This is a genomic window from Roseateles sp. (genome assembly GCF_047654805.1).
GTDB lineage: Bacteria > Pseudomonadota > Gammaproteobacteria > Burkholderiales > Burkholderiaceae_C > Pelomonas.
On the sequence record NZ_JASGIV010000001.1, the window covers coordinates 2084081 to 2108753 of the forward strand.

21 protein-coding genes are annotated in these 24673 nt (G+C 66.1%); 5 read left to right on the forward strand and 16 right to left on the reverse strand.

Translation table 11 applies throughout. From position 1 onward, the window contains the following. From QM732_RS09225 to QM732_RS09250, 6 genes are read right to left on the reverse strand one after another with little or no spacing between them, the layout of a single operon-like run. Positions 1-2790 (reverse strand): ATP-binding protein, encoded by a 2790-nt coding sequence (locus tag QM732_RS09225; RefSeq protein WP_415655872.1) that lies wholly within the window; start codon positions 2788-2790, stop codon positions 1-3. Positions 2791-2793: 3 nt separating this feature from the next. Beyond that, the gene (locus QM732_RS09230; protein WP_415655873.1) at positions 2794-3219 is read right to left on the reverse strand and encodes a hypothetical protein; all 426 of its coding nucleotides are present in this window, start codon (positions 3217-3219) and stop codon (positions 2794-2796) included. A 29-nt stretch (positions 3220-3248) separates the two neighbouring features. Beyond that, positions 3249-4259, reverse strand: a complete 1011-nt coding sequence (locus tag QM732_RS09235; RefSeq protein WP_415655874.1) for a TRAP transporter substrate-binding protein — start codon at positions 4257-4259, stop codon at positions 3249-3251. 3 nt (positions 4260-4262) lie between these two features. Continuing rightward, positions 4263-5549 (reverse strand): TRAP transporter large permease, encoded by a 1287-nt coding sequence (locus QM732_RS09240; protein WP_415655875.1) that lies wholly within the window; start codon positions 5547-5549, stop codon positions 4263-4265. Next, on the reverse strand, positions 5546-6028 hold the full coding sequence (locus QM732_RS09245; protein WP_415655876.1) for a TRAP transporter small permease: 483 nt from the start codon (positions 6026-6028) through the stop codon (positions 5546-5548). Before QM732_RS09245 ends, QM732_RS09240 begins: the two co-directional genes overlap by 4 nt. Continuing rightward, complete coding sequence (locus tag QM732_RS09250) at positions 6028-6792, reverse strand: response regulator (RefSeq protein WP_415655877.1); 765 nt, start codon at positions 6790-6792, stop codon at positions 6028-6030. The genes QM732_RS09245 and QM732_RS09250 overlap by 1 nt, the downstream gene beginning before the upstream one ends. Positions 6793-7021: 229 nt before the next feature. On the opposite strand from QM732_RS09250, the gene QM732_RS09255 reads away from it, so the two are divergent. After that, positions 7022-9220 carry a PAS domain-containing protein gene (locus QM732_RS09255; protein ID WP_415655878.1) on the forward strand — a complete coding sequence of 733 codons (2199 nt, stop codon included), beginning with the start codon at positions 7022-7024 and terminating at the stop codon, positions 9218-9220. A gap of 6 nt (positions 9221-9226) precedes the next feature. Here QM732_RS09255 and QM732_RS09260 read toward each other — a convergent pair whose 3' ends face one another. From QM732_RS09260 to QM732_RS09305, 10 genes are all read right to left on the reverse strand, one after another. Continuing rightward, complete coding sequence (locus QM732_RS09260; RefSeq protein ID WP_415655879.1) at positions 9227-9805, reverse strand: acyloxyacyl hydrolase; 579 nt, start codon at positions 9803-9805, stop codon at positions 9227-9229. Positions 9806-10018: 213 nt separating this feature from the next. After that, entirely contained in the window at positions 10019-10912 is an 894-nt protein-coding gene (locus QM732_RS09265; protein WP_415655880.1) for a nucleotidyltransferase, read from the reverse strand. 14 nt (positions 10913-10926) lie between these two features. After that, positions 10927-11874, reverse strand: coding sequence for a patatin-like phospholipase family protein (locus QM732_RS09270; RefSeq protein WP_415655881.1), 948 nt, complete (start codon positions 11872-11874; stop codon positions 10927-10929). A 4-nt stretch (positions 11875-11878) separates the two neighbouring features. Continuing rightward, positions 11879-13021 (reverse strand): hypothetical protein, encoded by a 1143-nt coding sequence (locus tag QM732_RS09275; protein WP_415655882.1) that lies wholly within the window; start codon positions 13019-13021, stop codon positions 11879-11881. Positions 13022-13094: 73 nt separating this feature from the next. Then, positions 13095-14276: an LOG family protein gene (locus tag QM732_RS09280; protein ID WP_415655883.1), complete on the reverse strand. Its 1182-nt coding sequence runs from the start codon at positions 14274-14276 to the stop codon at positions 13095-13097. A 63-nt stretch (positions 14277-14339) separates the two neighbouring features. Continuing rightward, the gene (locus QM732_RS09285) at positions 14340-15503 is read right to left on the reverse strand and encodes an endonuclease/exonuclease/phosphatase family protein (protein WP_415655884.1); all 1164 of its coding nucleotides are present in this window, start codon (positions 15501-15503) and stop codon (positions 14340-14342) included. Between the two features lie 221 nt (positions 15504-15724). Next, positions 15725-16237: a hypothetical protein gene (locus QM732_RS09290; RefSeq protein WP_415655885.1), complete on the reverse strand. Its 513-nt coding sequence runs from the start codon at positions 16235-16237 to the stop codon at positions 15725-15727. 205 nt (positions 16238-16442) lie between these two features. Further along, a complete protein-coding gene (locus tag QM732_RS09295) occupies positions 16443-18812 on the reverse strand; it encodes an ATP-binding protein (RefSeq protein WP_415655886.1) in 2370 nt (789 codons plus the stop codon). A gap of 96 nt (positions 18813-18908) precedes the next feature. Further along, a complete protein-coding gene (locus QM732_RS09300; RefSeq protein WP_415655887.1) occupies positions 18909-19793 on the reverse strand; it encodes a LysR substrate-binding domain-containing protein in 885 nt (294 codons plus the stop codon). A gap of 29 nt (positions 19794-19822) precedes the next feature. After that, complete coding sequence (locus QM732_RS09305; protein ID WP_415655888.1) at positions 19823-20443, reverse strand: response regulator transcription factor; 621 nt, start codon at positions 20441-20443, stop codon at positions 19823-19825. Positions 20444-20699: 256 nt separating this feature from the next. Here QM732_RS09305 and QM732_RS09310 point away from each other — a divergent pair, with 256 nt between their 5' ends. From QM732_RS09310 to QM732_RS09325, 4 genes are all read left to right on the forward strand, one after another. Further along, positions 20700-21059 carry a hypothetical protein gene (locus QM732_RS09310; RefSeq protein ID WP_415655889.1) on the forward strand — a complete coding sequence of 120 codons (360 nt, stop codon included), beginning with the start codon at positions 20700-20702 and terminating at the stop codon, positions 21057-21059. Positions 21060-21119: 60 nt separating this feature from the next. Next, positions 21120-22430, forward strand: coding sequence for an MFS transporter (locus QM732_RS09315; RefSeq protein WP_415655890.1), 1311 nt, complete (start codon positions 21120-21122; stop codon positions 22428-22430). Positions 22431-22547: 117 nt separating this feature from the next. Further along, positions 22548-23798, forward strand: coding sequence for an epoxide hydrolase family protein (locus tag QM732_RS09320; protein ID WP_415655891.1), 1251 nt, complete (start codon positions 22548-22550; stop codon positions 23796-23798). 33 nt (positions 23799-23831) lie between these two features. Next, the gene (locus QM732_RS09325) at positions 23832-24617 is read left to right on the forward strand and encodes an alpha/beta fold hydrolase (RefSeq protein ID WP_415655892.1); all 786 of its coding nucleotides are present in this window, start codon (positions 23832-23834) and stop codon (positions 24615-24617) included. Positions 24618-24673 lie beyond the last annotated feature (56 nt).

A 24673-nucleotide genomic window follows, 5' to 3' on the forward strand; every position in this document is an offset into this window, starting at 1 on the left:
CTACTGCACCTCGGCTTCACGAACATCGGGCCCTCGCGTGCCGAGAACGGCACACCGAGCAAGAGCGGTTTCCAAGGCATCCTGGCTACCCTCCATGCCGAGCAGCACAGCGGTCCTTGCGGCTCGCAGCTCCCAGGCCAGCTCCCCTTGCGCCCTCGCCTTCGACAGGGCCGCGAACGCCGCGCCTCGGGCGCCTTCCAGATCTCCCGTGGCATGCTTCATGACCGCCTGAGCACGGAACACCTCCGCGGCGTTCCATCCCACCATGCCCGCGAGCACTCGCTGAAGCACGGAAGCATCCGCGAGCTCCGGCATCAGCGTTGCCAAGATGTCCTTCTGCTTGGTGGTCGCCGGCCGCTGCGGAAGCTTCGCGGGCTTCTCGCCCCGCAAAGCGGCGAGCGTGGCAGCGTAGTGGGCGGCCCAACTCTGCCATTGCAGTGACCCGAAGCGCATGGCCTGCTCGTCAAGCAGCGCGATCCGCTCCTCGACCACATCCAATTCGCCTGACCACCAAGCGATGGGGATGGCCGCCATGGCCAGGGCCTGACACAGCGCGAACGGTGAGTCGGCCCTCGCAATGGAAAGCAGGACCTCAACCTGCGCTTGGGCGTCTTCGCTCTTGCCGTGCAGCCAGTCCACGCGCGACACGACGATGAGCATCGATACCCGTCGGTCGATCTGCAGCGCGCTGTTGTTCGTCAAGGGCAGCCCCGGCACCTGTGCAGCCAGCAGGGACTCGGCCAGCGCATAGGCCTTGGAATGTTGACCAAGGTGATGAATCGACTGGGAGAGCATGCGCCGGGCATGAAGCTCCGCGCTGCTGCTCGCCGCTGTGGGCGCGGTGTCGAGCAGCGTCTGGGCGTGTCCGGCGGCTTCCGGATAGTTGGCCGCACCGTAGGCCGCAACGAACAGGCCGGCGATGCCATCCCGCCGCAACTCGGGCAATTGCTGCAGCGTGAGCTGATACGCCCTCTCGAACCACTGTCGCGCCGCCTCTGAATCCGCCGACGTCTGCACCTCGATGTGCCCCAGCGCCGTGAGCAGCCGCATTGCCACCGTGGGCTCGCTGGCGCCGCCGCCCAGGGCCAGCGCCTGCTCGGCCCACCCACGGCACTCGCCAAGAAGGCCCAGTTGAAACGCCAGGGGCAGTGCCGCGGCGGCGAGCTTCGAAGACAACCGATCGTCGCGACACTCCTGCGCCCACCGCAGCGCTGCCCGCAGGTCATCAATGGCATTGGCGTGGGTCAACAGCCAGCGCTCTCGGCCCAGCTCCGACCAGCGGGCGTCGGCTCGCGCCATCCGGTCCAGCTGGTACTCCGCATGCCGGCGAAACCAGGTTTCCTGGGCACCGTCGAGGGCCAGATGCTCTGAGGCGTAGGCTCGTGTGACCTCCAACATGCGGTAGCGCGTGGCGCGATCCAGACGTTCGGTGAGCAGAAGTGACTTCTCCGCCAGCGCAACGAGGGCTGCCCCCGCGCCGCTGGCGTCGACGTCATCCGCGGTAACCATCGCAATAGCGTCTTCAAGGCCAAAGCTGCCCTTGAAGACCGAGAGGCGGTGCAACACCGTCTGCTGGACCGGTTCCAGCAGATCGTGGCTCCAATCCAGCATGCCCTTGAGCGTTCGCTGACGCGGAAGTGCCGTTCGCCGGCCGGGCGCCTGCAGCAGCAACTGGTCGTCAAGACGGTCGGCCAGGCCCTGAACTCCGAACTGGTCGATGCGCGCAGCGGCCAGCTCGATCGCCAACGGCACGCCCCCCAGGCGGTGACACAGCCGAGCAACTGCGTCGGCATCCGCGTCCAGAAGCTGGAAGTCCCCGAGGCTGGCGGTTGCACGGTCCACGAAGAGCTGGACTGACGCGAAGGCCATGGCGACAGCCGCAGTCTCGAATCCCACAAGCGGAGGCAAAGCGAGAGCGCCCAGGTGATGGCGCTGCTCGCCGTCGACGCGCAGCGCCTCTCGGCTCGTGGCCAGAACTCGCAACGATGGGCACTGTGCCAGCAACGACTCGACCAGCTCTGCAACGCTGTCGACGACGTGCTCACAGTTGTCCAAGCACAGCAGCAACTGGCGCGATCGAATGAACGCGGCCAGGCTGGCTGCAGGGTCTGCCCCCTGAACGGTGGCCCCGAATGCGGTCGCGATCGACGCTGCGATGTCCGAGGTGTCCTGGGCCGACGCCAGATCTGCGAAGAATGCGCCGTCGGCTTGCTGCGGCTCCAATGCATGGACGGCGGAGATGGCCAAGGTCGTCTTGCCGATGCCCCCAGGCCCGACAACGGTCACCAGCCGGCGATCTGCCAGCTGGCGGACGAGGAGAGCCAGTTCGGCTTCCCTGCCCAGCATTGGCCAAATCGCCCGCCCCGGCCCGCCGCGCCTGACGGTGGCCAGGGCGGGCGGCGTGGGCAGCCGGGCCTCGACCTGTGTGACCGGCGCGACGAAGCAATAGCCGCGTCCAGGCACGTTGCTGATGTACCGGGTGTCCTGGGAGTCGCCCAACAGCTTGCGGATTGAAGCGATCTGAACCCGCAGGTTGATTTCCTCGACAACCGTACCTGGCCAAGCCCGCTCCATCAGCGTGTCCTTGGACACCAGCACGCCGGCGGCCTCAACGAGCGCGGACAGCACCTCGAACGCGCGGCTGCTAAGCCGCACAGGCCTGTCGCCTTCCAGCAGAAGCTTCCTGGCTCGATGCAGAACGAACGGGCCGAACCGCAAAGCTGGCGCATCAAACACCGTCGGCTCACCTCGGACGGCCTGGCCCGCGATGACTTGAAGACGCGGACTCATGCCTCAGGCGCCTTGCGCGGACGCAATGGCTGACATCAGCTCAGCCTGGTTGAACGGCGTTGGCAAGACCGCCTGGACACCGAGGTGACGCGCCGCGGTGTGCGACTCCGCCAGCCCGCGCCGAAACCTGGACGAGACCAGCAACAGCGGGGCGCTATGCGCCCGTCGGAGCGCGTCGATGCGCTCGGCAACCCTTGTCGATGACGATCCCAAGCCGGCGATTACGAGATCGGGCCCGCCTGCGCCTGCCTCGGTCTGATCGCCCATCACCGCGTACCCAGCCTCCTCTACCCAGTGCTCCAGCAGACGTCGAATTTGGAAATCGGACTCGATGATGAGAATCTGGTTCATGCGGGCGCGCGACCGCGAAGGCAAAGTCGGTTCGCTCATTTCAACGGCAAGATGGCGCATCAGTGTGACGGCGAGCATGGTGTGTGTGTCAACCGTCGCATTGGCGGTTAGCTCCGGACGCGCTGGGCCGCCGCGCGCAAGGCCAAGTAGTCGGCCTGCAGCGTGGGGTTGCTGCTCAGCATGGGCTTGAGCACCCCGTCAACGATCTCCAGGTAGCGCCTGGCCTCGGGCGCGGGCAGCGTCGCGATGCTGCCGCCACGCTCCCGCCACTGGGCCTGCATGCGTTCCATGTCGTCGGCGCCGAGTTGGGCCAGCACGGTCTCAGCGCGCTGGGACTCGTCGCGCACAACCGCTTCGGCCGGCCTGCCAAGCTTGGACAGGAACGTCCTGCTGGCCAAGCCGACGATCATGAGCATCGACCCAGGAAGCAGCGTGAGGCAGCGGGCCACGTCGTGGTACTTCAAGGCGGTGAAGACGGCGATGCCGGAGACCACCCCATCGAGGGCGCGGTTCTGCAGAGCCGACATCGTGTCGCCCAGGGGCATCGAGACCGGGATGGCGCCAAGCTTGCGCAGCGGCTCGATCTGGAAAGCCGCACCACCGGTTGACCGGATCTTCATGCCCTTCAGGTCGGCCAGGCTGGTCACAGGCCGTCGCGTCAGCAGCATCAAGGGGCTTGCCGCGTAGACGAACAGCGCTTCGACCCCTTTTCCGCTTCCGAACCCAGCCACCAGTTGGCGCGCGGCGGGGTCCGCAAACACCCGCTGCGTGTGCTGGACGCTGTCGAAGAGGCCTGGCACGTCCAGCACCTGAAAACGTGGCTCCAGCCCGGTCACGAAGCCGGCTGCGGGAATCGTCATCTGGATCGTGCCGAGCGCCACCCCCTCGACGGTGGCTGGAATCGGGCCGAGCTGGTTTGACGGATAGAGCTCGACTCGCACCTGTCCTGGCAGACGCTGCTCGACGCCCTGTTTGAAGCGGCGCATCCACTCGTTGGACGCGTCGCCCGCAACGGGGCTGGCAATCTTCATCGTGAGCTCAGGCGCGGCGGCGAATGCAGGCGCGCCCAGGGCGTTGCCGAGCAACAGGGCAGAAACGTGGCGTCGGTTCAAGTTCACTCGTTACTCCGGCACGGCCAGGAACAGCTGCGTACCGAGCAGCGACAGAGATGGCACGTAGGTCACCACGGCCAGGCCGATGAGATACACGAAAAGGAACGGGAGGATGCTTCGGTACAGCAGGGGCAGCGGCAGCTTCAACGTTGACTGCGCGACGAAGAGATTGATGCCAAACGGGGGCGTGAAAAGCCCGATGGCCAGGTTCACCGTCATCACGATGCCGAGATGAATCAAGTCGATGCCGGCGGACTGCGCCACCGGCACCAGCAGGGGCGCGAACATCAGGATGGCCGAGATGGGGTCGATGAGGCAGCCGGCGATGAGCAGCAGGACATTCATTGCCAGCAGCAGGGCCCACGCAGGCAGCTCCCAGTGGTTCACCCAAGCCACGACCGTCGCCGGCACTTGCTGCACCGTCAGCAGCCAGCCGAACACGTTGGCGCAGGCCACGATGATGAGGACCTGCCCACAGAAGCGGATGGTGCTGGCCGCAGCCGCGGCGACCTCGCGCCAGCCCAGTTCTCGGTAGATGAATCGCGTGACAAGGGCTGCATAGGCGCAGCCATAGGCCGCGGACTCCGTCGGCGAAGCCCAGCCGCCATAGATACCGCCGAGCACCACGAAGGGCGCCCCCAGGGCCCACAGCGACCGGACAGCCGCGCGACGCAAGGTTGCCCAATCGAAGCGCCGGACATGCCCTACGCCGCTACGCCGGGCTTCGATCACCACATAGGCTGCGAGCAGCGCGGCCAGCACCAATCCGGGAAGCACTCCCGCCGCATAGAGACGCGGGACCGACTCATTGGCTGCGATGGCATAAACGATCAACGGAATGCTCGGCGGGATGACGATGTCGATCGCCCCCACCGTGGTCACCAAGCCTGCTGCGAACCTCGGCGAGTAGCCGGCGCCCAGCAGCGCGGGATGCATGACGCGGCCGATGGTGGCCACGGTCGCGGCACTGGCCCCGGAAATCGCGCCGAACAGCGTCGCGCTGCCGACGGTCGTCAGCGCCAGGCTGCCGGGCAAGGGCCGAGCCACGCCGTCGACGACGTCGATGAGGCGGTTGGCCAGGCTGCCCCGCCCCATCAGTTCGCCTGCGTAGATGAAAAACGGGATAGCCAGCAGTGCCAACGAGTTCACGCCCGCGAACAGGTTCTGGTGCAGGGCGAGCAGCGGCAGGTCCGGCGAGATGGCCAGGGCGACACAGCTCCCGGCCAGCAGCACCACGTAGATCGGGAAGCCGAGAAGCAGCAATGCGAAGGGGATGACGGTCAGGGCGGCGCTCACTGGACCCCCTTGAACCGGCGGGGAAGCCGGACACCCTCCAGCACCGTCATCAGGGCAAAGCCCAGCGTGACGGCAGCATGCGGAATCCACATCGGGAGCCCCGCCATGTCGCTGCGCGCTCCGAGCGAGGCGATCTGCTGCAGGTACTTGAGCGACTGCAATGTCGCGAAGGCACAGATCGCCGGTACGAGGAACGCCTCCACGGCGGTCACGATCCGCTTGACGCCCCTAGGTAGACGGCCGCGCAGGACGTCCATCCGCAAGTGGTTGTCCTGGACGGTCGCCAATGCCGCGCCGAGGAAGGCCAACCAGACCAGCGCGAACTGCTGCGCCTCGTCAGCCCAGATCGCCGCAGCATCCAGCGCGCTCCTGGCCAGGCTGTTGCCCAGGTTGATGAGCAGTGCTGCCAGGAAGACGGCCGTCAGCCCTGCTTCCAGCCAGCTCTCGAGGCGGGAGCGGCCGGTGGCAAGCTCCGCCATCAGCGCAAGACCTCGACCGAGGACCTGAACACATAGCCAGCGCCGCGCTCGGTGGCGATCAACTCCCCTCCCCCATGCGCTTCCAGCTTCCGGCGCAGACGACCGACCTGAACGTCGATGGTGCGGTCGTAGACCTCGTCGTTGTGCAGCCGGGACAGGTCAATCAGCCGGTCACGCGGCAGCACCTGCTGGGGCGCGGCCAGGAAGGCGACAAGCAGGTTGAAGTCGTTGTTGGTCAGCCCGATCAGCGCATCGTCCGGCGCTCGCAGCTGCCGCAGTCGGACGTTCAGTTCCCAGCCCGCGAACCGATACAGCCGCACCTTGGACAACAGCTCGGGGATGCTCTCGCGCCCACGCGACCGCCTGAGCACTGCGCGCATTCGCGCCAGCAGCTCTCTGAGCGAAAACGGCTTGGTGAGGTAGTCGTCGGCGCCGAGCTCGAGCGCCATCACGCGGTCCGCCTCATCCTGCCGCCCGGTGAGGACGATGATGGGCAGTTCGCTGGTCTGGCGAACGCGCCGGGCAATCTCGATGCCGTCTTCGCCGGGGAGCTTCAAGTCGAGCAGCAGCAGCTCGATGGCCTCACGGGCCAGCAAGTCCTCCAGGCCTCGGCTGCCGGCCAGTGCCGTCACCCGAACGTCGCGGTCACCCAGGTAGTCCGCGACCATCTGACGAATCTGCGGGTCATCATCAATAACCACGACATGCCGTGGAGTCGCCGCAGCTCCAAGGGACGTTTCTGGGGTTGAAGGCGCGGCCATCATCGATCAAGCATCTCATGGAAAGACAGCGCTGACTCGCCGTTTGTGACGGTTGTCATCCAGTGACGCCGGACCATCACAATCTTGAGCAGAACGCAGCGTGCAATGAAGGCAGCGAGGACACAGGATGACGCCAATCGACAGCCCGACACTTCTTGCCAAGGCGCTGGGAGCCCTGGGAGCAGGCGTCTGGACATGGGACCTGAGAAGTTCGACTGTCGAACTGGACCAAATGGCCAGACAGCTCTGCGGGCTCAGCGCCGACGAGTTCGTCGTCTCCGTGGAGTGGTGGCTGACGCCGGACAACGTGCATCCAGAAGATGCTTCGCCCCGCCGCATTCAGCTGCAGACCACCGCACGAGGCGAAGCTGACAACCTTTGCGTCGATTGGCGAGTCCGCACGCCGGCCGGCTGGCGCTGGGTGCGTTGCCATGGCCTGATCGAACAGGATGCTGACGGAGAACCGATCCGCTTGCTCGGGACCATCACGGCCTGCGACGTAGAGCATCAGCTGGCCACTGAACTGCGCCGGGCCCAAGAGCGGTACGCCGTCGCGGACTCTGCCGGCGACGGCCACACCGATTGGCTCGTGTCGGAGGACGAGTTCTATGGGTCACCACGCTTTCTGGAGGTCTGCGGCCTGCCACCAGACACGGTCTTCGGTGATCGCGCAGGCTTCATTCGGCACTTTCCCTATCACCCGGATGACCAGCAGGAGGTCGTCCGAAGCATGTCGACCTTCTACGCCAGCACCGCGCCTCGGCTGGAGACCGAGATGCGCATGCTCATCCGTGGCGAGGAGCGTTGGGTCCACCTGACCGGCGTGGCCACGCGCGACCCGCACGGGGTCATGGTGCGCTGGACGGGTTCGATCACCGACATCACCGAACGAAAGAGGAGCGAACAGGCGCTGCGCCGTTCCGAGGAGCGCTTCCAGCTCGCGGCGGCAGCGTCGACCGATGGCATCTGGGACTGGGACATTCCGGCCGACGCCATGTTCCTGTCCGAACGGGCCCAGGCCATCCTCGGCCTGTCCCCCGGAACCCCCACCAAAACCCGCGCCGAATGGCGAGCAGCGCTGAAGGTCCATCCGGACGATGTGTTGGGGCTCAGGGCCAGCGCGGACCAGTACATCGCAGGCCAGGCAGAGCTGTTCGACAGGGAGTTTCGGGTCGCGACTGATGATGGCGGCTGGCGATGGGTCCGGATTCGAGGGCTATGCCTTCGCACCGAGACGGGTGAGGCGACGCGGTTTGCGGGCTCCGTGGGCGACATCGACCGGCAAAAGCGCACCGATGCCGCACGCCGGCAGTCGCAGCGCCTGGAGGCCATGGGTGCCATGGCGGGCGGCATCGCTCACGACTTCAACAACATCCTCGGCATCATCCTCGGCTACGGCGAGATGGCCATCCAAGGTTCCGCCGACGGCAGTCGTCAGCAGCGCGATATCCAGCAGATCCTGATTGCAGGAGAGCGCGGCCGCGCACTTGTGGACCGTGTGCTGGCCTTCAGCCGCAGCGGTATCGGCGAGCGCGTGCTGGTTCACCTGGAAAGCGTCGTTCGGGAAGCGGCTGACCTCCTTCAAGCCGGCCTGCCCGCGGGCGTGGCCATGAATCTCCACCTGCACGGTGGGCGAGGTGCAGTCCTGGGCGATGCGACCCAGGTGCACCAGGTCATCATGAACCTGGCCACCAACGCGCTGCAGGCCATGCCCGACGGCGGCGAGCTGACCATCCAGGTCGAGCGCCGGCACCCACATGCCGGCTTCGTCGTGACCACCGGCACGCTCGCGGCCGGCGCCTACCTGGTGCTGCAGGTTCGTGACACCGGCATCGGCATCACCACGGAGACCATGGAGCGCATCTTCGATCCGTTTTTCACCACCAAGGAGGCCGCGGTGGGCAATGGCTTGGGCCTGTCCTTGGTCCACGGCATCGTGGGAGAGCTTGGCGGCGCTGTCGACGTGACCACGGCCGTCGGCGCCGGCAGCACGTTCACCGTGTGGCTGCCCGCCGGCGGAGAGGTCGACGTCTCGCCGAGCGTGCCAGCTCCGGCGCTGCCCAAGGGACGCGGGGAAGCCGTCATGGTCATCGACGATGAAGCGCCCTTGCTGGAGTTGGTCCTGCGGATGCTGACCGACCTTGGATACGACGCGCACGGCTACGGCTCGAGCCGAGCCGCGCTCGAGGCCTTCCGCAGGGCTCCGCGGCTGTTCGACGCCGTCGTCACCGACGAGCGCATGCCAGGGCTCTCGGGCACGGATCTCATCCGCGAGTTCCGTCAGGTTCGGCCGGAGGTGCCCATCCTGCTGGTCAGCGGATTTCCGACTGTTGAAGATGACCCCGCCGCGGCCCCCAACGCGACGCTGCGCAAACCCGTGTCGGCGCGGGCACTGGCTGACGGTGTCGCGCTCGTGCTGAGCAGCGACTGAGCACGCCTAGAACCGGGCCGTGTAGCGAAGCTGCACAAAGTTCTCGCCAGGGTTCGGGTGCCGGATGCCCGCATTGGAGAAGTGCTGGATCCGCAAGGCGATCTCCTGCCTGTCTCCTTCCCCGAACGGCATGCCGATGCCAATGTGGTCGCCGAAATTGAAAGTCGTGCTGAAGCGCTTGTCTCGGCTGCGATAGATGGGCAACAGCAGGTTGCCGCCGATGCCGGCCTCCACGAACCAGCGCGTCGACTCGGCACCAAGGTACCAGCGCAGCACTGGCGTGATGCCGACCTGCGTCACCCAGGCCGATCGCGTGGAGCCGTCCGGTTGATCGGCAGACCAACGCCCGAAGGACGCCTCCCAGTACAGGCGCAAGAGGCCGCCCGAGTACAGGCTGGCCCAATCGGAGTACCAGATGGCGCCCATGGTGAGCGCATTGGCGTCCTCTGCCGCGCCGGCCTGGACGAAGTACTGGTTGGGGCGCCACCATGTCGGGGTCTCGTCCCCGTGGGCCAGGCCACAGCCCGCAATCAGCATCGCGCTGGCCGCGATCGCGCGGAAATGCTTCGAAAGGGTGATGTTCATTGCTCGCCTGCCAACAACTTGTGTTGACATCGAGCGTCGATGACCCGGCGCTCCCGGACCTCGCTACGCTGACATGGCCACCAACAACCCAACCGATGGGGCGTCCGCTACCTCGTTGGGGCTAGGCCACCGACTCTGCCAAACGAGCTCCCATCGTCGCGGACCGCGGTAGACGCATCGGGTTGCCCAAAGGGGGCTATCTGGTTCTTCCCCTCACCAGCTATGCCAAAGTTCCGCGGCAGCGTCGATGAACGCATCGCAGTTGGCCTGGTTCCAGCAGGTGTTCGCGCCGTCGCGCAGCAGGTAGTACTGCTGGTTGGCGCAAACAAGCTGCGTCTTGTCAGCCTCGTTGCGATACCAGTCGATGGCATTGGCGACAGAGCTCTGGTAGTTCGTTCCGAACAGCCCGCTCGGCACGTTGTGGAGCAGCCCTTCGATGTAATAGGACGGCGCCACGCCCGGTTTGATGAGGCCGTCGTCGACGAGGCGGCTGCGCATGTTCTTGAAAACCCGAGCCACGGGCTTGAACCATTGCGAGGTGTCCTTGTGCTTCTGCGTGAGATTGGCTGAGTGCTGGCGCGGATAGTTTGCGATGCGCTCGCCGGCCGCGTTGTAGAAGCAGATGCCTTCGTCGTAGGTCGAATTGGAGGCGGACTTGAACGTGTAGTAGCGCCGGAACTGGATCGCAGCAATGACATCCGCCTTGCGCCGGGTACCGTTGGCCGCGAGGGCGATGGCTTTGTCGCCGACCTTGACGTCTGTCCCGTAACGGGCCGTCAACGCGGCAACCACGTCGTTCTTGAACTCGACATGCCCATAGGTGGCATCGACGAACGCGCCCTGGTAGGCGGCCGTGTCCTCTGGTGACAAGGCCTCGATATCCCGCTGCCAGCAATCGTTCAGGCAGATGACGATGTCGACGTCGCTCTCTGCCCAGATGTTGGTGTCGTTGCCGTAAGAGCCCTGCAGGAAGACCTTGTAGTTCTTGCCCGCGTACGGTGTGCCGTTACCTTCGAGGACACCCTTGATGCTGTTGTAGGTGGTGGACGACTGGGCGATGGATCCCTGGTGTGACCAGGTCACCAACTGAGACTCGGGAATGGCCATGGCGACCTCTGCTCCTACATCAGGTACTCGCGCAGCTGCTTCTCGCGCGACGCGAAGGACTCTCTACCGCGCTGGAACAGCACGTCCAGCTTGACCAGGTCATGTTCCAGCAGGTCGGTGGCCATCTCCGGCTGGGCGAAGGTGTCGCTGATGCGGATGGTGGGCACGTCGTGGAACAGCAGTTGGCGCAGTTGATCCATGGACTGCGTGTTGATCTCCAGCGTCTTCTGCAGCAGCTCGACGCTGACCACGTACCTCTTGGCCAAGCGCATCCAGAACGGCGGCTTCGGCTCGGGATACACGCCCACGCCGACGCTGACGATGCGAATGTCCTGACGGTCTCGCTTGAGCGCGTGCACCGCATCCGCGATGGCATACAGCGTCGGGTTGTTCGCGCAATAGCCGCCGTCGATGAGCTCGATGCTTTCGCCCTTGGACGTCTTGACGATGGTGCGCTCGAAGAATGGGTAGGCCGAGCAAGATGCCCGGACGGCGTCCGCGATCGACACGCCGAATCCTGGCACGAAGCTGCCGGCTCGGCCGTGCGCCTGGGCCACGCTGGCCTTGAAGATCATGGGCCGCTCGGTCAACCACCTCGCAGTCACAACGCCGATGCCGGTCTTGACTTCCGTGAATCCGGCGTCGCCGAAGACCGTCTTGGCCAACTCGGTCAGCGCCTGCGTTCGGCCGGATCGCGTCTTTTCGGACATCACCGTCGGCACATGTTCGCGATACAACGCCAGGATCTCGTCGACGGATCGGCCCAGCGCGATCAGCGATGCAATGATGGATCCGGTGCTCGTGCCGAATATCAGATCGAACTTCTCGTGCAGTGGCCCGCCGATCATGGCCTCGATCTCGGTGAGCACACCGAGCGTGTAGAAGCCCTTGGCGCCACCGCCATCGAGCGTCAAGACGCGCAGCGGCCGGTCGGGCGCTGCAGATTCCTGGATGTCCGTCATGGGGTCATGCCTCGACGTTGGTGAGCTTGAGCCTGGTGCGAAGGTCTTCCGTCGAGAGATGCGTGGAAACGCCGTAGCCATGCTCCCGCGCAACCTGCTTGAGCAGATCGTCCATCTCAACCGAGAGTTGGGTGAGGCCGTCCAGTTTCTTCGGATCGTCGAAGATGCGCCGCAGACCGTCCGGCGTCACCAGCGTCCTGGCGTAGTCCTTGTTGTGGTGCAAATAGTCTAGGAAGCGCTGCGTCTCGGCGAGGACGGCCAGTTCGTACACCACGCCGATCCGGAGCTGAGCCATGTCGGCGTGATACATCGCCGCGGCGATGTCGAAGCTCGGCAACGAGACCGTCTTGCCTTCCTTCTCCATGTCGGCCTTGACCTGCTTGCATAGGCGGATCGACTTGCGCAGTCCCCCAAGGATGCTGTCGCAGCGCTCGCCAACCCGATGGATGTGAAGGAACGGCAGGTTGTCGATCGTCGTAGCCTTCTTGGAGTCGAGGATCGTGACGCCGCGATCCCGCTCCATGCGAGAACTCTGGTACTGGATGGTGTCATGCCAGTGCGAAGGGACGACGTCGACCACGCGCTGCAGCGATCCACCGGAAACGGTGACGGCCTTTGCGCCCGAGGCATCGACGGTCGCGGCCGTGTAGGCCTCCCTCAAGCTTGATATGACCCCCGCGCGGAGCGAGCCGAGCACGCCCACTGAGTTCCTGGCAGGTTGATAGAGGTAGGCGCCGCTCGCCGCCATGGCACCGTGTCTGTCGTAGGTCCGATGGCTGGTGTCCAGCATCAGCAAGTCCACGTCACTCACCCGGCGGATGTGCACGTTCAGCGGCACGGATCCCTGCAGGCGGTACTCCGCAGGAATGCCGCGGCGGGCCAGCCGTGGGACAAGCTGCTTGCCCACACGCTCGGCTTCCTCCACGCTGACCCTGGTGTAGGTCTCGCCGACTTCCTGCATCGCGCCCAGTGCATAGGCGGTGAAGGGGCGCGCATGCCGGTTCCGTTCCCACTTCTCGTCCGACTGATACAGCGACTTCGCCATGACGTCGAGCGTCTGGGCGGCACTCAACGCCGTGCGTTGCGGGCGGTCGTCTCCTACCCGCCGCGCGCGCAGCTGGATCAAGCGCTTTCCGATATCGGCCATGCCGTCCCTCTTCCCTGTTTGAGTTGTGTTTTGTTTGCCGCGATCACCGTCCAAGGGTGAACGGCCAGCCGGCCTAGGCCTTTACCGGCGGGTGCCTGACGATGAAATCGATGGCGTCGGCTGTGCTGTCGGTGATGTGCACGTAGTCGGCGAAGCCCTTTTCGGAAGCCAGCTTCTTCAATACCGGGTACACCGGGCGCCGCTTGTCCGCAGGATTTCCGTAGTCAGGCTCGGTCCAGTTCCAGTACTCGGTTCCCAGCAGCACCATCGGGCTCTTCAGCTGTCCGTAGGTGCGGTAGTAGTTCTGGCAAGCGTCCTGGAATATTTCCTGCACGGTGCCGCCATTGCCCTCGGCGAAGAGCACGCCTGAATGGGCGATGGCCAGCAGGCCCTCCTCGCGGACGCTGTTCTCGAAGTACTTGGCGATGTCGGTGGCGAACAGGTTGGGCGGCTCGTGCCCGTAGAACCAGGTGGGGATGCCGAGGTTGCGGCTCTTCTGGAAATCGACCGGATCGCCCAGTCCCTTCCAGACCTTGTAGCCGACCTTCAGCCAGTTCGCGTCCTTGTACGTCGGCGCCGCCTTCAACTGCTCGACGGACGCCTTCACCACGGCTTCCGGGTCGGCAAAGCCGGCGGCGTAGGCGCCGAGGTTCGCGGCCTCCATGAGGCCTGGGCCACCGCCGGTCGCGATGATGTAGTTCTTGCGTGTCAACTCCAGCGCCAGCATGGCCACCTGGAGGTAGCGCTCGTCGCTGCGGGCACGATCATGGCCACCCATGATGGCGACGATGCGCCCCTGCGCGTTCTTGACGAAGCCGTCCAGCGCGGTGGCAATCGTGGCGTCATGCATCCGGCGCAGCAGCAGGACATCGGCCGCCACCGGCTTGAGCTCGGCCGGTGGGCCGAGGGACATGTACGAGAGGTACACCTTGCGGTCGACATACCTGTCGTAGGTGGCGGGATCCTCCGGGTCATAGCCCTCGTAGAGCTCGCGCGGCGTGTACATGCTGACCGAGTACGGATTGAAGGGGGCCTCGTCCGACGGCTCAATGGGCGGAAGCACCAGGCAGTGCGCTTCCCCCGCCGCCTTCGCCAGGTCGGGGGGCATGACGCAGCCCAGGAAGGAACAGCCGGTCAGGTCGCGCTTGGCAATCTCCGCTGACGCGGCGGTGAGGTCGAGATCCTGGATGACCGCAGGTCCGGGGAGCGTCAACCAGGCCGCCAGCTCGGCAGCATTGCGGACTTCAGTTTTCATGGTTTTTGAAGGGACGTGAGGCCAGTGCCTGGCCGGTAGACGGGCTCGCCGGACAGCGCGAGGTCAGAGGGTGAGTCTGGTGATCCGGGGACAGTGGTCGCTGGTCATGATGACCTGCTTGTCCTTCTGCTCGACCTTGACCTTCTCCGACGAGAGCGGGCCGGTCTGCCGCTTGTTCAGCGCGGCGCTGATCAGGATGTGATCCAGCCCTTCAAAGCCCTTGCAGTCCGTCGTCATCGGCGGCGGAACCTGGACCAACGTCGGGTCTCCATCAGACAGCTCCTGCCAGAGGAACCTGGAGCTGACCTCGCCGTTGGCCCCCGTCTTGTTCGGTGTCGCCGGATCCGTGTGGTCCTTGCGCACGTCCTTGGGGGCCACAACCTTCGCGGCTTCCTCATCCAGCCTGCGGTTGAAGTCCCCGAGCACGACGAACAAGGGCGACGTCTTGGCCACGCCGTCTATCCAGGCTTCCAGCGGCGCAACCTGCCGGTTCAGGACCTGACAGGCCGAGTCGGGGTCGGTCAGTTCATGGCCCTTGAAGGCAGGGCTGGTGATGAGGTTGGCGCAGCTTGATTTGAGGTGCACGTTCATCAGCGTGACGGGATCCTTGCCGATGGTGAGCGACAAGGCCACGCCCGGCCGCAGGTACCGCAGAGACGCCGGATCCTGGGGGTTCTCCTTGATGGCGAGCCCGGCCTCCGGGGCGCACTTCCCGGGCTTGGACGTCACCGAGCGCCGCCACGCGAATCCGACCGTCTGGAACGCCGTGTGGTCCGCAACGCAGGCCTCGAAGTCGGCCGCGTGGCTGCCAAGGATCTCCTTGATGACGCCGGCGGAGCGAACCTCTTGGAAAGCGATCACGTCCACGCGCCGTGCCCGGATGAGGCCATCGACGGTCTGACGCAGCCCATCAAGCTTCTCGGCATAGATCTCGGGCGCCGCCTTCTTCCACTTCGATGCGGTGAGCTTGTACGCGTTGCACGGTGCAACGAGCATGCCCTTGCCGGCGCTGCCGGCGGCGGTGTCGAAGTCCGCCTGGCACTGCTTCGCGCGGGCGTCTTCTTCGGGCGTGGGGGTCGTCTCGCCCTTGGCGATCTTGGCGCGCGTGTCGCACCAGTTCACCTTCGGACTGGTACAGACCCGGATGTGTTCATTGAAATCGGCCTCAGATCCGGCCCACGCGATGTTGAACGCCGCGATGCCCAGTTCCGCGGCATGGGCGTTCAAACTCCAGCCGGCGAGCACCGCTCCCAGCGCAACTTGCCATCTCCGCATAAGCCCTCCCCAGGGATGCTGATTGATTGGTCAGTGGACGACCATGATAGGAGCGCGTCGCTATCGCATCCAGGGGGCAACTGCTGGTCAAGCCGGGCCCGCGCGACGCGCGGCACCCGTGTTTACCCTTCCGAGCCGTCTGCTGAGAGACGTCGAGGGCTGTCGGGGCAGGCTCAGGCGATGGAGACCCCCTGCTTCGCCACCGGCTTGTTGCGGCGAAGCTGCCGCACCTGCAGCGCAACGCCCACCAGGTAGGCGCCGAAGAGGCCGCCGATCAGCTGCTGCAGTGCCGGGTCCTCGGGCCCGTTGAAAACGGGCGAACCCACGGGGATGCGGGTGAACGTCTCAGTGACGCCCGGGATCATGTGCAGGAACAGCGTGGTCGTGTAGCCGAGTGGCGCCACGTAGTGGGCCCATGCGCTGGACGGGACTCGACGGTCGGCGATGTAGGAGCCTGCGAGCACCAGCAGCGTCACGACGCCGAGGGCATGGGCCTTGTTGAGGCCGCCATGCTGAAAGATGCCGAACGCGGTCAGGCAGGTCAGCAGCGTGGCGATGATGTACGTGCGACCCGCGCCGTCGCTCCACGAGATCCCGCGCGGTTTCGCGACCGCGATGAAGCCGGAGACCAACGCCACGACGCTGATGGCGGTATGGATGAGCCCGAGGGTGGAAAGCGAGGCCATGCGAATCTCCTGGTGATGCCGGGCCGTCGGGTCCGGCGCTGTGGTCTTCCGCCATGTGTCCACGCTTGCGGGATCGGCGGGGTTTGCGAGCCGCTTGTCGCGGGCTGGAAGTCATTCTGTTGACAGCACTTGCCCTGCAATCGCCCCAAGCGGTCCAACCCGCACTACCCCGATCGGGAGAGCCCCGCGGCCCTGCGAGACGCGTTCAAGCCAGCGCGTCCGCCCGCAAGGTCGTCAGCTCTACCCGGAGGCGGGGATCAGCGATGTCGTGCACCACCAGATCGGCACAGCTCAGCCGTCCGTAGCCCTCGGCCCAGCGGCTGTAGTACCCCAGGCCATGCCGCGAGGACATCGCAGCGAGCTGCTGGCGGTACACCTCGGCGCTGGAAAGGTCGCCGCGCCGGTATGCAGCGGGACACGCGGCGAAGGCCAGCGCGTAGCAGACGGCCATCGCATGGTCCAGTTCATTCGCGACCTGGACCGCCTCCTCGGCCCATGAGGCGGCCTCGGCGGTCTGGCCTCGGGCCATGGCGACGCGAGCCAAGACGATGCGCATCGACACCCGGGCATCGACGAAGACGACACCGGGTTCGTCGGGGCACCCGACCGTGTCGCGCAGCACCTGCTGGGCCAGCGGCACAGCGGCCTCGAAATCGCCAGCGAAGCAGGCCGTCTGCGCCTGCATGCGGGCCAGTCGCTGACGCGCATCGTCAGAGCTCACCATCGCGGCCAGCTGACCGCAGTGCGCGGCGGCGGCCTCATAGTCGCCGCGCGCCATCGCGGCGACCCAAAGTCCCCCGACGGCCATGACGTACAACTCCGGGTCATCAAGCCGGCCCGCCACCTCATGGCAGCGTCGAAACGCTTCCTGCATTGCCTCGCCGGCGCCCTCGGTGTGCAGCAGGAGGTCGCCCAGCGCGCGCTGCAGCAAGGCCTCCTCGACGCTGTATTCCAGCCCACTGGACACCACACGAGAAAGGGCCAGTTGAACTCGTCCTTTGAAGTCCGTCATCTGCGACAGGCCGATGGCGAGTGGCGCGGCCGCGGCGGTCAAGGTGATGCCCAACTCCACGTCATCGTCCGTGCCGATCGCCCAGTCGAGTGCCGCCCTCACCTCTTCAAGACGACGCAGCCGAGCCTCGACGTCCTCGGCAATGTCCAGCCGCAACTGCTCCAGGCAGTACCGAGCATGGCGCCAGCGGGTCGCCTCGCGGTCACCGCTCAGCGCGAGCTTCTCCGCCGCGTAGGCGCGCGTGCTGTCCAGGAGCCGGTAGCAATGCCCGTCCACGGCGACCACGAGGGATTTGTCCACCAGGTGCGACATCACTTCGACGACATCGGCTTCGGCCACAGCCTCCGCGCCCTCAAGGGTGAACGCACCCTTGAACACGGATAGCTGCCGCAGCAGCCGCTGCTCATCGACCTCCAGACAGTCGTGGCTCCAATCGAGCGTGGCGCGCAACGTCTGATGGCGCGGCAAGGCGGTACGCGGGCCGCGCGTCAGGAGCGCAAACCGGTCGTTGAGGCGCGTAGCCACGCCCTGGATACCGAACATGGGAATCCGGGCCGCGGCCAGCTCGATGGCCAGTGGGATGCCGTCCAGGCGCCGGCAGACCTCGGCGGCCGTCTGCGCATCACCATCGCTCAGGCTGAAACTGTCCAGACTGGCCGTGGCACGCTCGACAAGCAGCTGGACCGCGGTGTAGCGCAGCGCCTCGGCTGCCGTCGGTGGCATGGCCAGTGGCGGCAGTTCCAACGGCAGCAGCCTCTGCACCCACTCCCCCGGCACCCTGAGTGGTTCCCGGCTGGTCGCCAGGATTCGTACGGAAGGAACGTGACGATGTAGGCCCATCGCCAGGGCTGCAGCCTCGCCGATGACGTGCTCGCAGTTGTCCAGAACCACCAGCAGCCGGCGGTCACGCATCGCCGCATAGAGCGCTGGCAGTGGCTGCTCGGAGGGCAGCGTCAGGCCGAGCGCGGCGGCCAGCGCGGCCGGCACCAGGCGTCCATCGGACAGCGGCGCAAGGTCCACAAAGCACGGCGGCTCCGTGTATTGCTCAGAACTGGCTTCCGCGACAGCCAGGGCCACCGTGGTCTTGCCCATCCCGCCGGGACCCACCAGGGTCACGAAACCCTTCTCGTGGAGCCGCGCCTCGAGGCTGGACACGACACCATCGCGGCCGATGATGCGGCCACCCATGCTCTGCGCGGGGACTGAAGCTGCGGCGCTGACGACGGGCCGAACCGGCTCCTCGGCACCCAAGGACTGCACGGGTGCCACGAAGCAGTAGCCTCGAAGTGGCACATTGCCGATGAAGCGCACGTCGCCACGCCCCTCCGCCAGCCGCTTGCGCAAGGAGGCGATGTGCACGCGCAGGTTGTCCTCTGCGACAACGGTCTTGGGCCAGACCCTCTCGATCAAGGTTGCCGAGGGAATGACCTCGCCGGCTCGCTCGACCAAGGCGACAAGCAGGTCGAGCGCCCGGCTTCCCAAGCGAACCGGCTGCTCTTGGTCCAGGAGCAACCGCTGTGCGGGAAGAAGTCGGTAGCCGGCGAAGGAGTAGCCCTCGGACATGCGCGGTGGGACGCTGGGAGTCGTTTGCGAGGATCATCCCCGCGCGCCTGGGAAGAGACGAGTTAATTCACGTTAAATGTCGTCGGCGGCAGTGCGCTACTGCAGCGAGGTCGCCAGATGCTCAATCAGCTTCCGTACCGCCAACGGCTGGCCACGCCGGGAGCTGTAGGCGAGCTGAACGGACAGGGGCTCAAGTTGCCAGTCCGCCAGGATCTTCACGAGGCGACCGGACGACAGTTCCGGGGCAACCAGGCATTCGGGCAGGCGAAGCAATCCTGCGCCATGAACGGCCGCCGCCACCAGCGTCTCTTCGTTGTTGGAACTCAACCAGGGCCTGGGAGGTGGGGCGTCCACCACCACATCGTCCCTCGTGAAGCGCCATGGCCCCAACGGCGTGCTGCCCACATAGTGGAGCTCGTCATGGCCCGCCAGACCCAGCGGGTCCAGCGGCGTACCGCACCGCTCAAGGTAGGCAGGCGCGGCAAACAGGCCAACGGCCTCAAGTCCGATGCAACGAGGGATCGAGCCCAGCGGCAGCTCGCCGCCGACCCAGACGCCGAGGTCCACGCGGTCCTCGATGAGATCGACTTCGTCTTCCGTGGTGTGCAGCTCGATGCGCACCTTGGGGTACTTGGCCGCGAACGAGGCCAGCGGACCTGTCATTCGCCGCGCTCCATACGCTGTGGGCGCCGCCAGCCGCACGGTGCCGCTCACTTCCCTCGCGCTGAGGCTGCTGATGGCCGCCAACTCTTCAAAGGAGGCCAGCAGCCCGGACGCCCGTTCGAGGACATCTCTGCCGACTGCGGTCAGGGAAAGGCTCCGGGTTGTCCGTTGGAGCAGACGGACGCCGAGAAGTGCCTCGAGATCCTGGATAGCCTTCGTTGTCGCGGGCTTCGACAGGTTCAGCGCCTCGCCGCCACGGACGAAGCTGCCGTGGATCGCGACCGAGCTGAAGATTTCGAGCGCCTTGAGCCTGTCCATGGTGCCTCCCCAGGTTCCTGACCAAAGGTTCAGGCAGCGGCCTGCAGCGCGGGCGCATCGACCAGGCCGCGCTTGGCGGCGACGTCGGCGGCCTGGGTCCGTGTGCACGCGTCCAACTTGTCGAGGATGGCCTTGACATGCGTCTTGACCGTGCCGACCGCGATGCAGAGCTCCCTGGCGATGGCCTTGTTCCCGAGCCCCTTGGCCAGCAGGCGCAGGACATCCGTCTCCCGGGTCGTCAAGGACTCGTGCCCCAGGCTTTCGGCCAGCTTCTGGGCAGCCGAGCGGCACACATAGCGCGAGCCCATCTTCAGCGTGTTCACGGCGTCCTCGAGTTCGTCCAGGCGGCAGCCCGCGAGCAACACGCCCGACACACCTGCCTCCAGGGCCAGTCGGATGTCGCGTTCACGGTCCTGGGTGCCCACGGCCATCAGCGAGGGGCGCTCGCGGCGGTCCGAGCAGACCATCGCCAGTTGGACCGCGCGCCGGTGGTCGGCGATCACGATCTGGGGCGGTTCGTTGGGCTCAGGGTCGATGCCGCTGATGTTGACGTCCCGGTCAGAGCGGCGGCGCAGCACGGCAGCCAGTCCCATGGCCAGTACGGGATCCTCATGTTGAATCTGGATGCGGGTCAGGTCGAAGGACTTCATATCACGCTCCTCTATCGAAGGCCGCAGACTTTGCGGCGCTGAAGGAATGTTCGTTGGCAGAAGTCAAACCGGCCAGTGAACGTCTGTGAAACGTTGTGCCCGTCGATGGGCCCTCGTGTGGTGGGCCCCGTTGAGGCTTTAACAACCTCACTACACGGCACCACTACCCCCGCAGCCTTTACAAGGATTTATTGGCCGCGGACGCTCCCGCCACCCATCATTGCGCGGAGCCGTACTGGTCTAGAAAGGGATCCCGGTGTCAGGGAATCGCATCATCACCGAGCCAATCGCCGTCGCGCCGGGCTGCGGCCTGGCCGGGCCGGGTCTGTACGACGCAGAGGGCGTCAACAGCTGGCGCCTGCACGTCGACGAGGCCCATGCGCGCAGCCAACCCATCGTGGCTCAGTTGTGGCACCCGTTCGCGGCAGAGGCACTGGATGCCGACGCACAGGAGGCGCTGGTCGATGCATTCCGGGTAGCCGCCGAAGGTGCGAGCGACGCCGGCTTCGACGGCGTGGCATTGGTGGAGTCGCCTCGACTGACGCACCCCTGCCGCGATCAGGTTCTCGAGGCCCTGGTCGCAGTGTGGGGCGCCAGCAGAGTCGGCCAGCGTTAGTTGCCGTTAAAGCTTGTTGTTGCCTGCTCCGCGGGCGGGTTGCTGGTCTACGCTTGAGCCTTGAGCAAGACTGCCCCACCCATCGACATCGCAGCTTCCCTCGACCGCGCCCCGGTCGGGAGGATGCACATCGTCACGATGGTGGTGTGCGCCCTCGCCTTTGCCTTCGATCTGTTCGAAATGGCACTTGGCAGCGCGCTCGCCGCCGTGTTCTCCGCGCCGCCTCACAAGCTGCCAACCGAGCAGCTGTCCTGGCTGCTCGCGTCCGTGTATGTGGGTGCGATCGTCGGCGCACCGCTGTTCGGGTGGCTGGCCGACCGCTTCGGCCGCAAGAGGTTGATGACGTTCCTCATGGCTGTCCTGGCGGTGACGTCGGCGCTCGCCGGCGCGAGCAGCAACAGCGCGGAGCTTGGCATCTGGCGCGGGCTTTCTGGGCTGGCTCTTGGCGCCTACCCCGCACTGATGATCTCGTACCTGACGGATCTGCTGCCCGCGCGCAAGCGTGGCCCGTTGATCTTCCTGGTCGTAGGCATCGCATCGCTGGGCGCGCCCGCGGGGGTCTTCCTGGTCCGCAGCCTCACACCGATCACACCGTTTGGGGTGGAGGCCTGGCGCTGGGGCTTCTACGCGGGCGCCGCAGGCGCTGCGGCTGTGACGGCCCTGCTCCAAGTACTCCCCGAGTCTCCGCGGTGGCTCGCCACGCGCGGGCGTGATGCCGAGGCCCTGGCTGCATGCCTTCGCCTCGCGCCAGGCATGCCATCTCTGGCTGCATCAGAGGCCGCGCCCCCGGCACAAGACCTGGCACCGCGCAAGAGGGCCTGGGTGAGCGTGGCCTTGCTGTTCTTTGCCAGCCCCTGGTCCACCGTGGCATTCCCGCTACTCGCAGGCGCCCTGTTGGTCAGTCGAGGATTTCGGCTCTCCGACACCTTGCTCTACGTGGCCATTTCGAACTTCGGACCCGCGCTGGGTGTGATGCTCGGTGCCCTGGGCGTGGATCGTTTGGAGCGCCGCCTCACCTTGGCGGTGTGTGCGATGGCCATGCTGGCGGCTGGCGTCGGCTTTGTTCTCGCCGACTCGCCGACCGTGCTCATGCTCTGCTCCACGGCATTCATGCTGGCCGCGGCGCTCTACGTGCCCAGCCTCAGCGTCTACGGCGCCGAGCTCTTCCCCACCCGCTCAAGAGCCGCTGCGTTTGGCGGCGCATGGACCTTCAACCGCGCGGGTGCTGCATTGGCCCCGCTACTGCTGCTGCCACTGCTGCACGCGGCCGGTGCGATGGCCCTGATGGCCGTCGTCACCGTGTCGTTGCTGGTGAGCCTGGGCTTGCTTTGGGTCGCGCCGGTTGGCGCCGCGAAACGGCCCATCAGTTGAAGCCGCAAGGCTAGCCCCCGGGGCCTCCTGGCATCGAGCCAGGCGCACCTCTCTCAATGTAGGCAGGTCGAGAGAAACATGGCTGCCTAACCTTTCGACGTCAACGAAAGGACAGCCATGAACCCCACTTCCAGTCTCGAACTGAACCGTCGCAGCGTCGTCGCTTCCCTGCTGGGTGGCGCCTTCGTCAGCTATGCGCCGCTCGGCTTCGCCACCGCTGCGGCAGGCGCCGATGCCATCCGCCCCTTCCGCATCAGCGTCCCGCAAAAGGCGCTCGACGACCTGCGTCGGCGGCTGGCGGCGACCCGCTGGCCCGATCCGGAGGTCGTCGCTGACGGTTCTCAGGGCTTGCAGCAGGCGCGCCTGCGTGCGCTGGTGGACTACTGGCACACCAAGTACGACTGGCGCAAGGTTGAAGCGCGACTGAACGCCCTGCCCCAGTTCAAGACGGCCATCGACGGCGTCGACATCCACTTCCTCCACATCAAGTCCAAGCACGCGAACGCGTTGCCGCTGCTGATGACCCATGGCTGGCCGGGCTCGGTGGTGGAACTGCTGAAAGTCGTGGGCCCGCTGACGGACCCGACTGCCTATGGCGGCCGTGCGGAAGATGCTTTTCACCTGGTCCTGCCCTCCCTGCCCGGTTACGGTTTCTCCGGTGCCCCGCGCACGACCGGATGGGGGCGTCACAAGGTCGCCGAGGTCTGGCATCAGCTCATGCTGCGCGTCGGCTATCCGCGCTACGTCGCCCAGGGCGGCGACTGGGGTGCCGTCATCACGCAAGCCATGGGGGCGCAGGCGCCCGCTGGGCTGATGGGCATCCACATCAACATGCCCGCGGTCGTGCCCAAGAACATGCCGGAGAAGCTCAGCGCCAAGGAGCAGGCCGCGATGGACTCCCTGAACGCGTTCTTCACCAAGGGGGTCGGCTATGCGCAGATCCAGGCGACGCGGCCCCAGACCCTGGGCTACGCGCTGGCCGATTCGCCGACCGGCCAGGCTGCGTGGATCTACGACAAGTTCGTGGCCTGGACGGACAGCGGCGGCAACCCCGAGTCCGTGCTGACGCGCGACGACATGCTGGACGACATCACGCTGTACTGGCTGACCAACACCGCCACCTCCTCGGCCCGCTTCTACTGGGAAAACGCCGACCTCGCGTTCTTCGCCGTCGACATCGACATCCCGGTGGGCGTCACCGTCTTCCCCGGCGAGATCTACCGAGCGCCGCGCAGTTGGGCCGAACGCTGCTACCGCAAGCTCGTCTACTGGAACGAGACCGACAAGGGCGGCCACTTCGCGGCCTTCGAGCAGCCCGAGTTGTTCAGCAAGGAAGTGCGCGCGGCTTTCGCCACGCTGCGCTCATGAGCCCCCCATCCAACGCCCCGAAGGAGCACTCCCATGTTCTCGAATTTTCTGCGCACTCTCGCCATCGCCACCATCGGATGCCTTGCCCTCGCCTGGGGCAGCAACTCGCAGGCGGCCGACGCCACCAAGCCGACCGTTGTGTTCGTGCACGGCGCGTGGGCCGACGGCTCTGGGTGGGAGCCGGTGGCTTCCGCAGTGGCCAGCAAGGGCTACAAGGTGGTCGTCGTCCAGAACCCGCTGAGCTCCCTCGGTGCAGACGTGGAGGCGACGCGCCGCGCCATCGTGAACCATCCGGGACCTGTCGTGCTGGTCGGGCATTCGTGGGGAGGCGTCGTCATCACTGAGGCTGGCACGCACGATCAGGTTTCCGCACTGGTCTACGTCGCGGCCTTCGGTCCTGACGCGGGCGAGTCGGTGTCCTCGCTGCTCGCCGCCAAGGGCGCGCCGCAACCTCCCGGCCTGGCCAACATCCGGGCGGATTCGACCGGCTACCTGTGGCTGACCATGGATGGCATCCAGCGCGACTTCGCGCAGGATGTGCCGGCCGCGAAATCCTGGTTCCTCGGCGTGTCGCAGGTCCCCATCTTCTCCAAGGCGTTCGACGAGAAGGTCGCCAACGTCGGCTGGAAGAGCAAGCCGAGCTGGTACGTCGTGGCCACCGAGGACCGGATGATCCCGCCCCCTGCCCAGGAGCTGTTTGCCAAGCGGATGGGCGCGACGACCACCCGTGTCGCTGCCAGCCACGTACCGATGCTGTCGAAGTCCGCCGAGGTCACGCAGGCCGTGCTGGCCGCCGCGGAATCTGCAGCGAAGCGCTGAATCCCTTCGGGCTCATCGCGCGGCTCCTGCACGGGAGGCCGCGCGATGTCGTTTCA

What these genes read in the sequence shown, in the direction of transcription:
- QM732_RS09225 (WP_415655872.1), bottom strand. Translation starts at nt 2,790, where the DNA reads ATGAGTCCGCGTCTTCAAGTCATCGCGGGCCAGGCCGTCCGAGGTGAG.
- QM732_RS09230 (WP_415655873.1), bottom strand. Translation starts at nt 3,219, where the DNA reads ATGCTCGCCGTCACACTGATGCGCCATCTTGCCGTTGAAATGAGCGAA.
- QM732_RS09245 (WP_415655876.1), bottom strand. Translation starts at nt 6,028, where the DNA reads ATGGCGGAGCTTGCCACCGGCCGCTCCCGCCTCGAGAGCTGGCTGGAA.
- QM732_RS09250 (WP_415655877.1), bottom strand. Translation starts at nt 6,792, where the DNA reads ATGATGGCCGCGCCTTCAACCCCAGAAACGTCCCTTGGAGCTGCGGCG.
- QM732_RS09255 (WP_415655878.1), top strand. Translation starts at nt 7,022, where the DNA reads ATGGCCAGACAGCTCTGCGGGCTCAGCGCCGACGAGTTCGTCGTCTCC.
- QM732_RS09260 (WP_415655879.1), bottom strand. Translation starts at nt 9,805, where the DNA reads ATGAACATCACCCTTTCGAAGCATTTCCGCGCGATCGCGGCCAGCGCG.
- QM732_RS09265 (WP_415655880.1), bottom strand. Translation starts at nt 10,912, where the DNA reads ATGGCCATTCCCGAGTCTCAGTTGGTGACCTGGTCACACCAGGGATCC.
- QM732_RS09270 (WP_415655881.1), bottom strand. Translation starts at nt 11,874, where the DNA reads ATGACGGACATCCAGGAATCTGCAGCGCCCGACCGGCCGCTGCGCGTC.
- QM732_RS09275 (WP_415655882.1), bottom strand. Translation starts at nt 13,021, where the DNA reads ATGGCCGATATCGGAAAGCGCTTGATCCAGCTGCGCGCGCGGCGGGTA.
- QM732_RS09280 (WP_415655883.1), bottom strand. Translation starts at nt 14,276, where the DNA reads ATGAAAACTGAAGTCCGCAATGCTGCCGAGCTGGCGGCCTGGTTGACG.
- QM732_RS09290 (WP_415655885.1), bottom strand. Translation starts at nt 16,237, where the DNA reads ATGGCCTCGCTTTCCACCCTCGGGCTCATCCATACCGCCATCAGCGTC.
- QM732_RS09295 (WP_415655886.1), bottom strand. Translation starts at nt 18,812, where the DNA reads ATGTCCGAGGGCTACTCCTTCGCCGGCTACCGACTTCTTCCCGCACAG.
- QM732_RS09300 (WP_415655887.1), bottom strand. Translation starts at nt 19,793, where the DNA reads ATGGACAGGCTCAAGGCGCTCGAAATCTTCAGCTCGGTCGCGATCCAC.
- QM732_RS09305 (WP_415655888.1), bottom strand. Translation starts at nt 20,443, where the DNA reads ATGAAGTCCTTCGACCTGACCCGCATCCAGATTCAACATGAGGATCCC.
- QM732_RS09320 (WP_415655891.1), top strand. Translation starts at nt 22,548, where the DNA reads ATGAACCCCACTTCCAGTCTCGAACTGAACCGTCGCAGCGTCGTCGCT.
- QM732_RS09325 (WP_415655892.1), top strand. Translation starts at nt 23,832, where the DNA reads ATGTTCTCGAATTTTCTGCGCACTCTCGCCATCGCCACCATCGGATGC.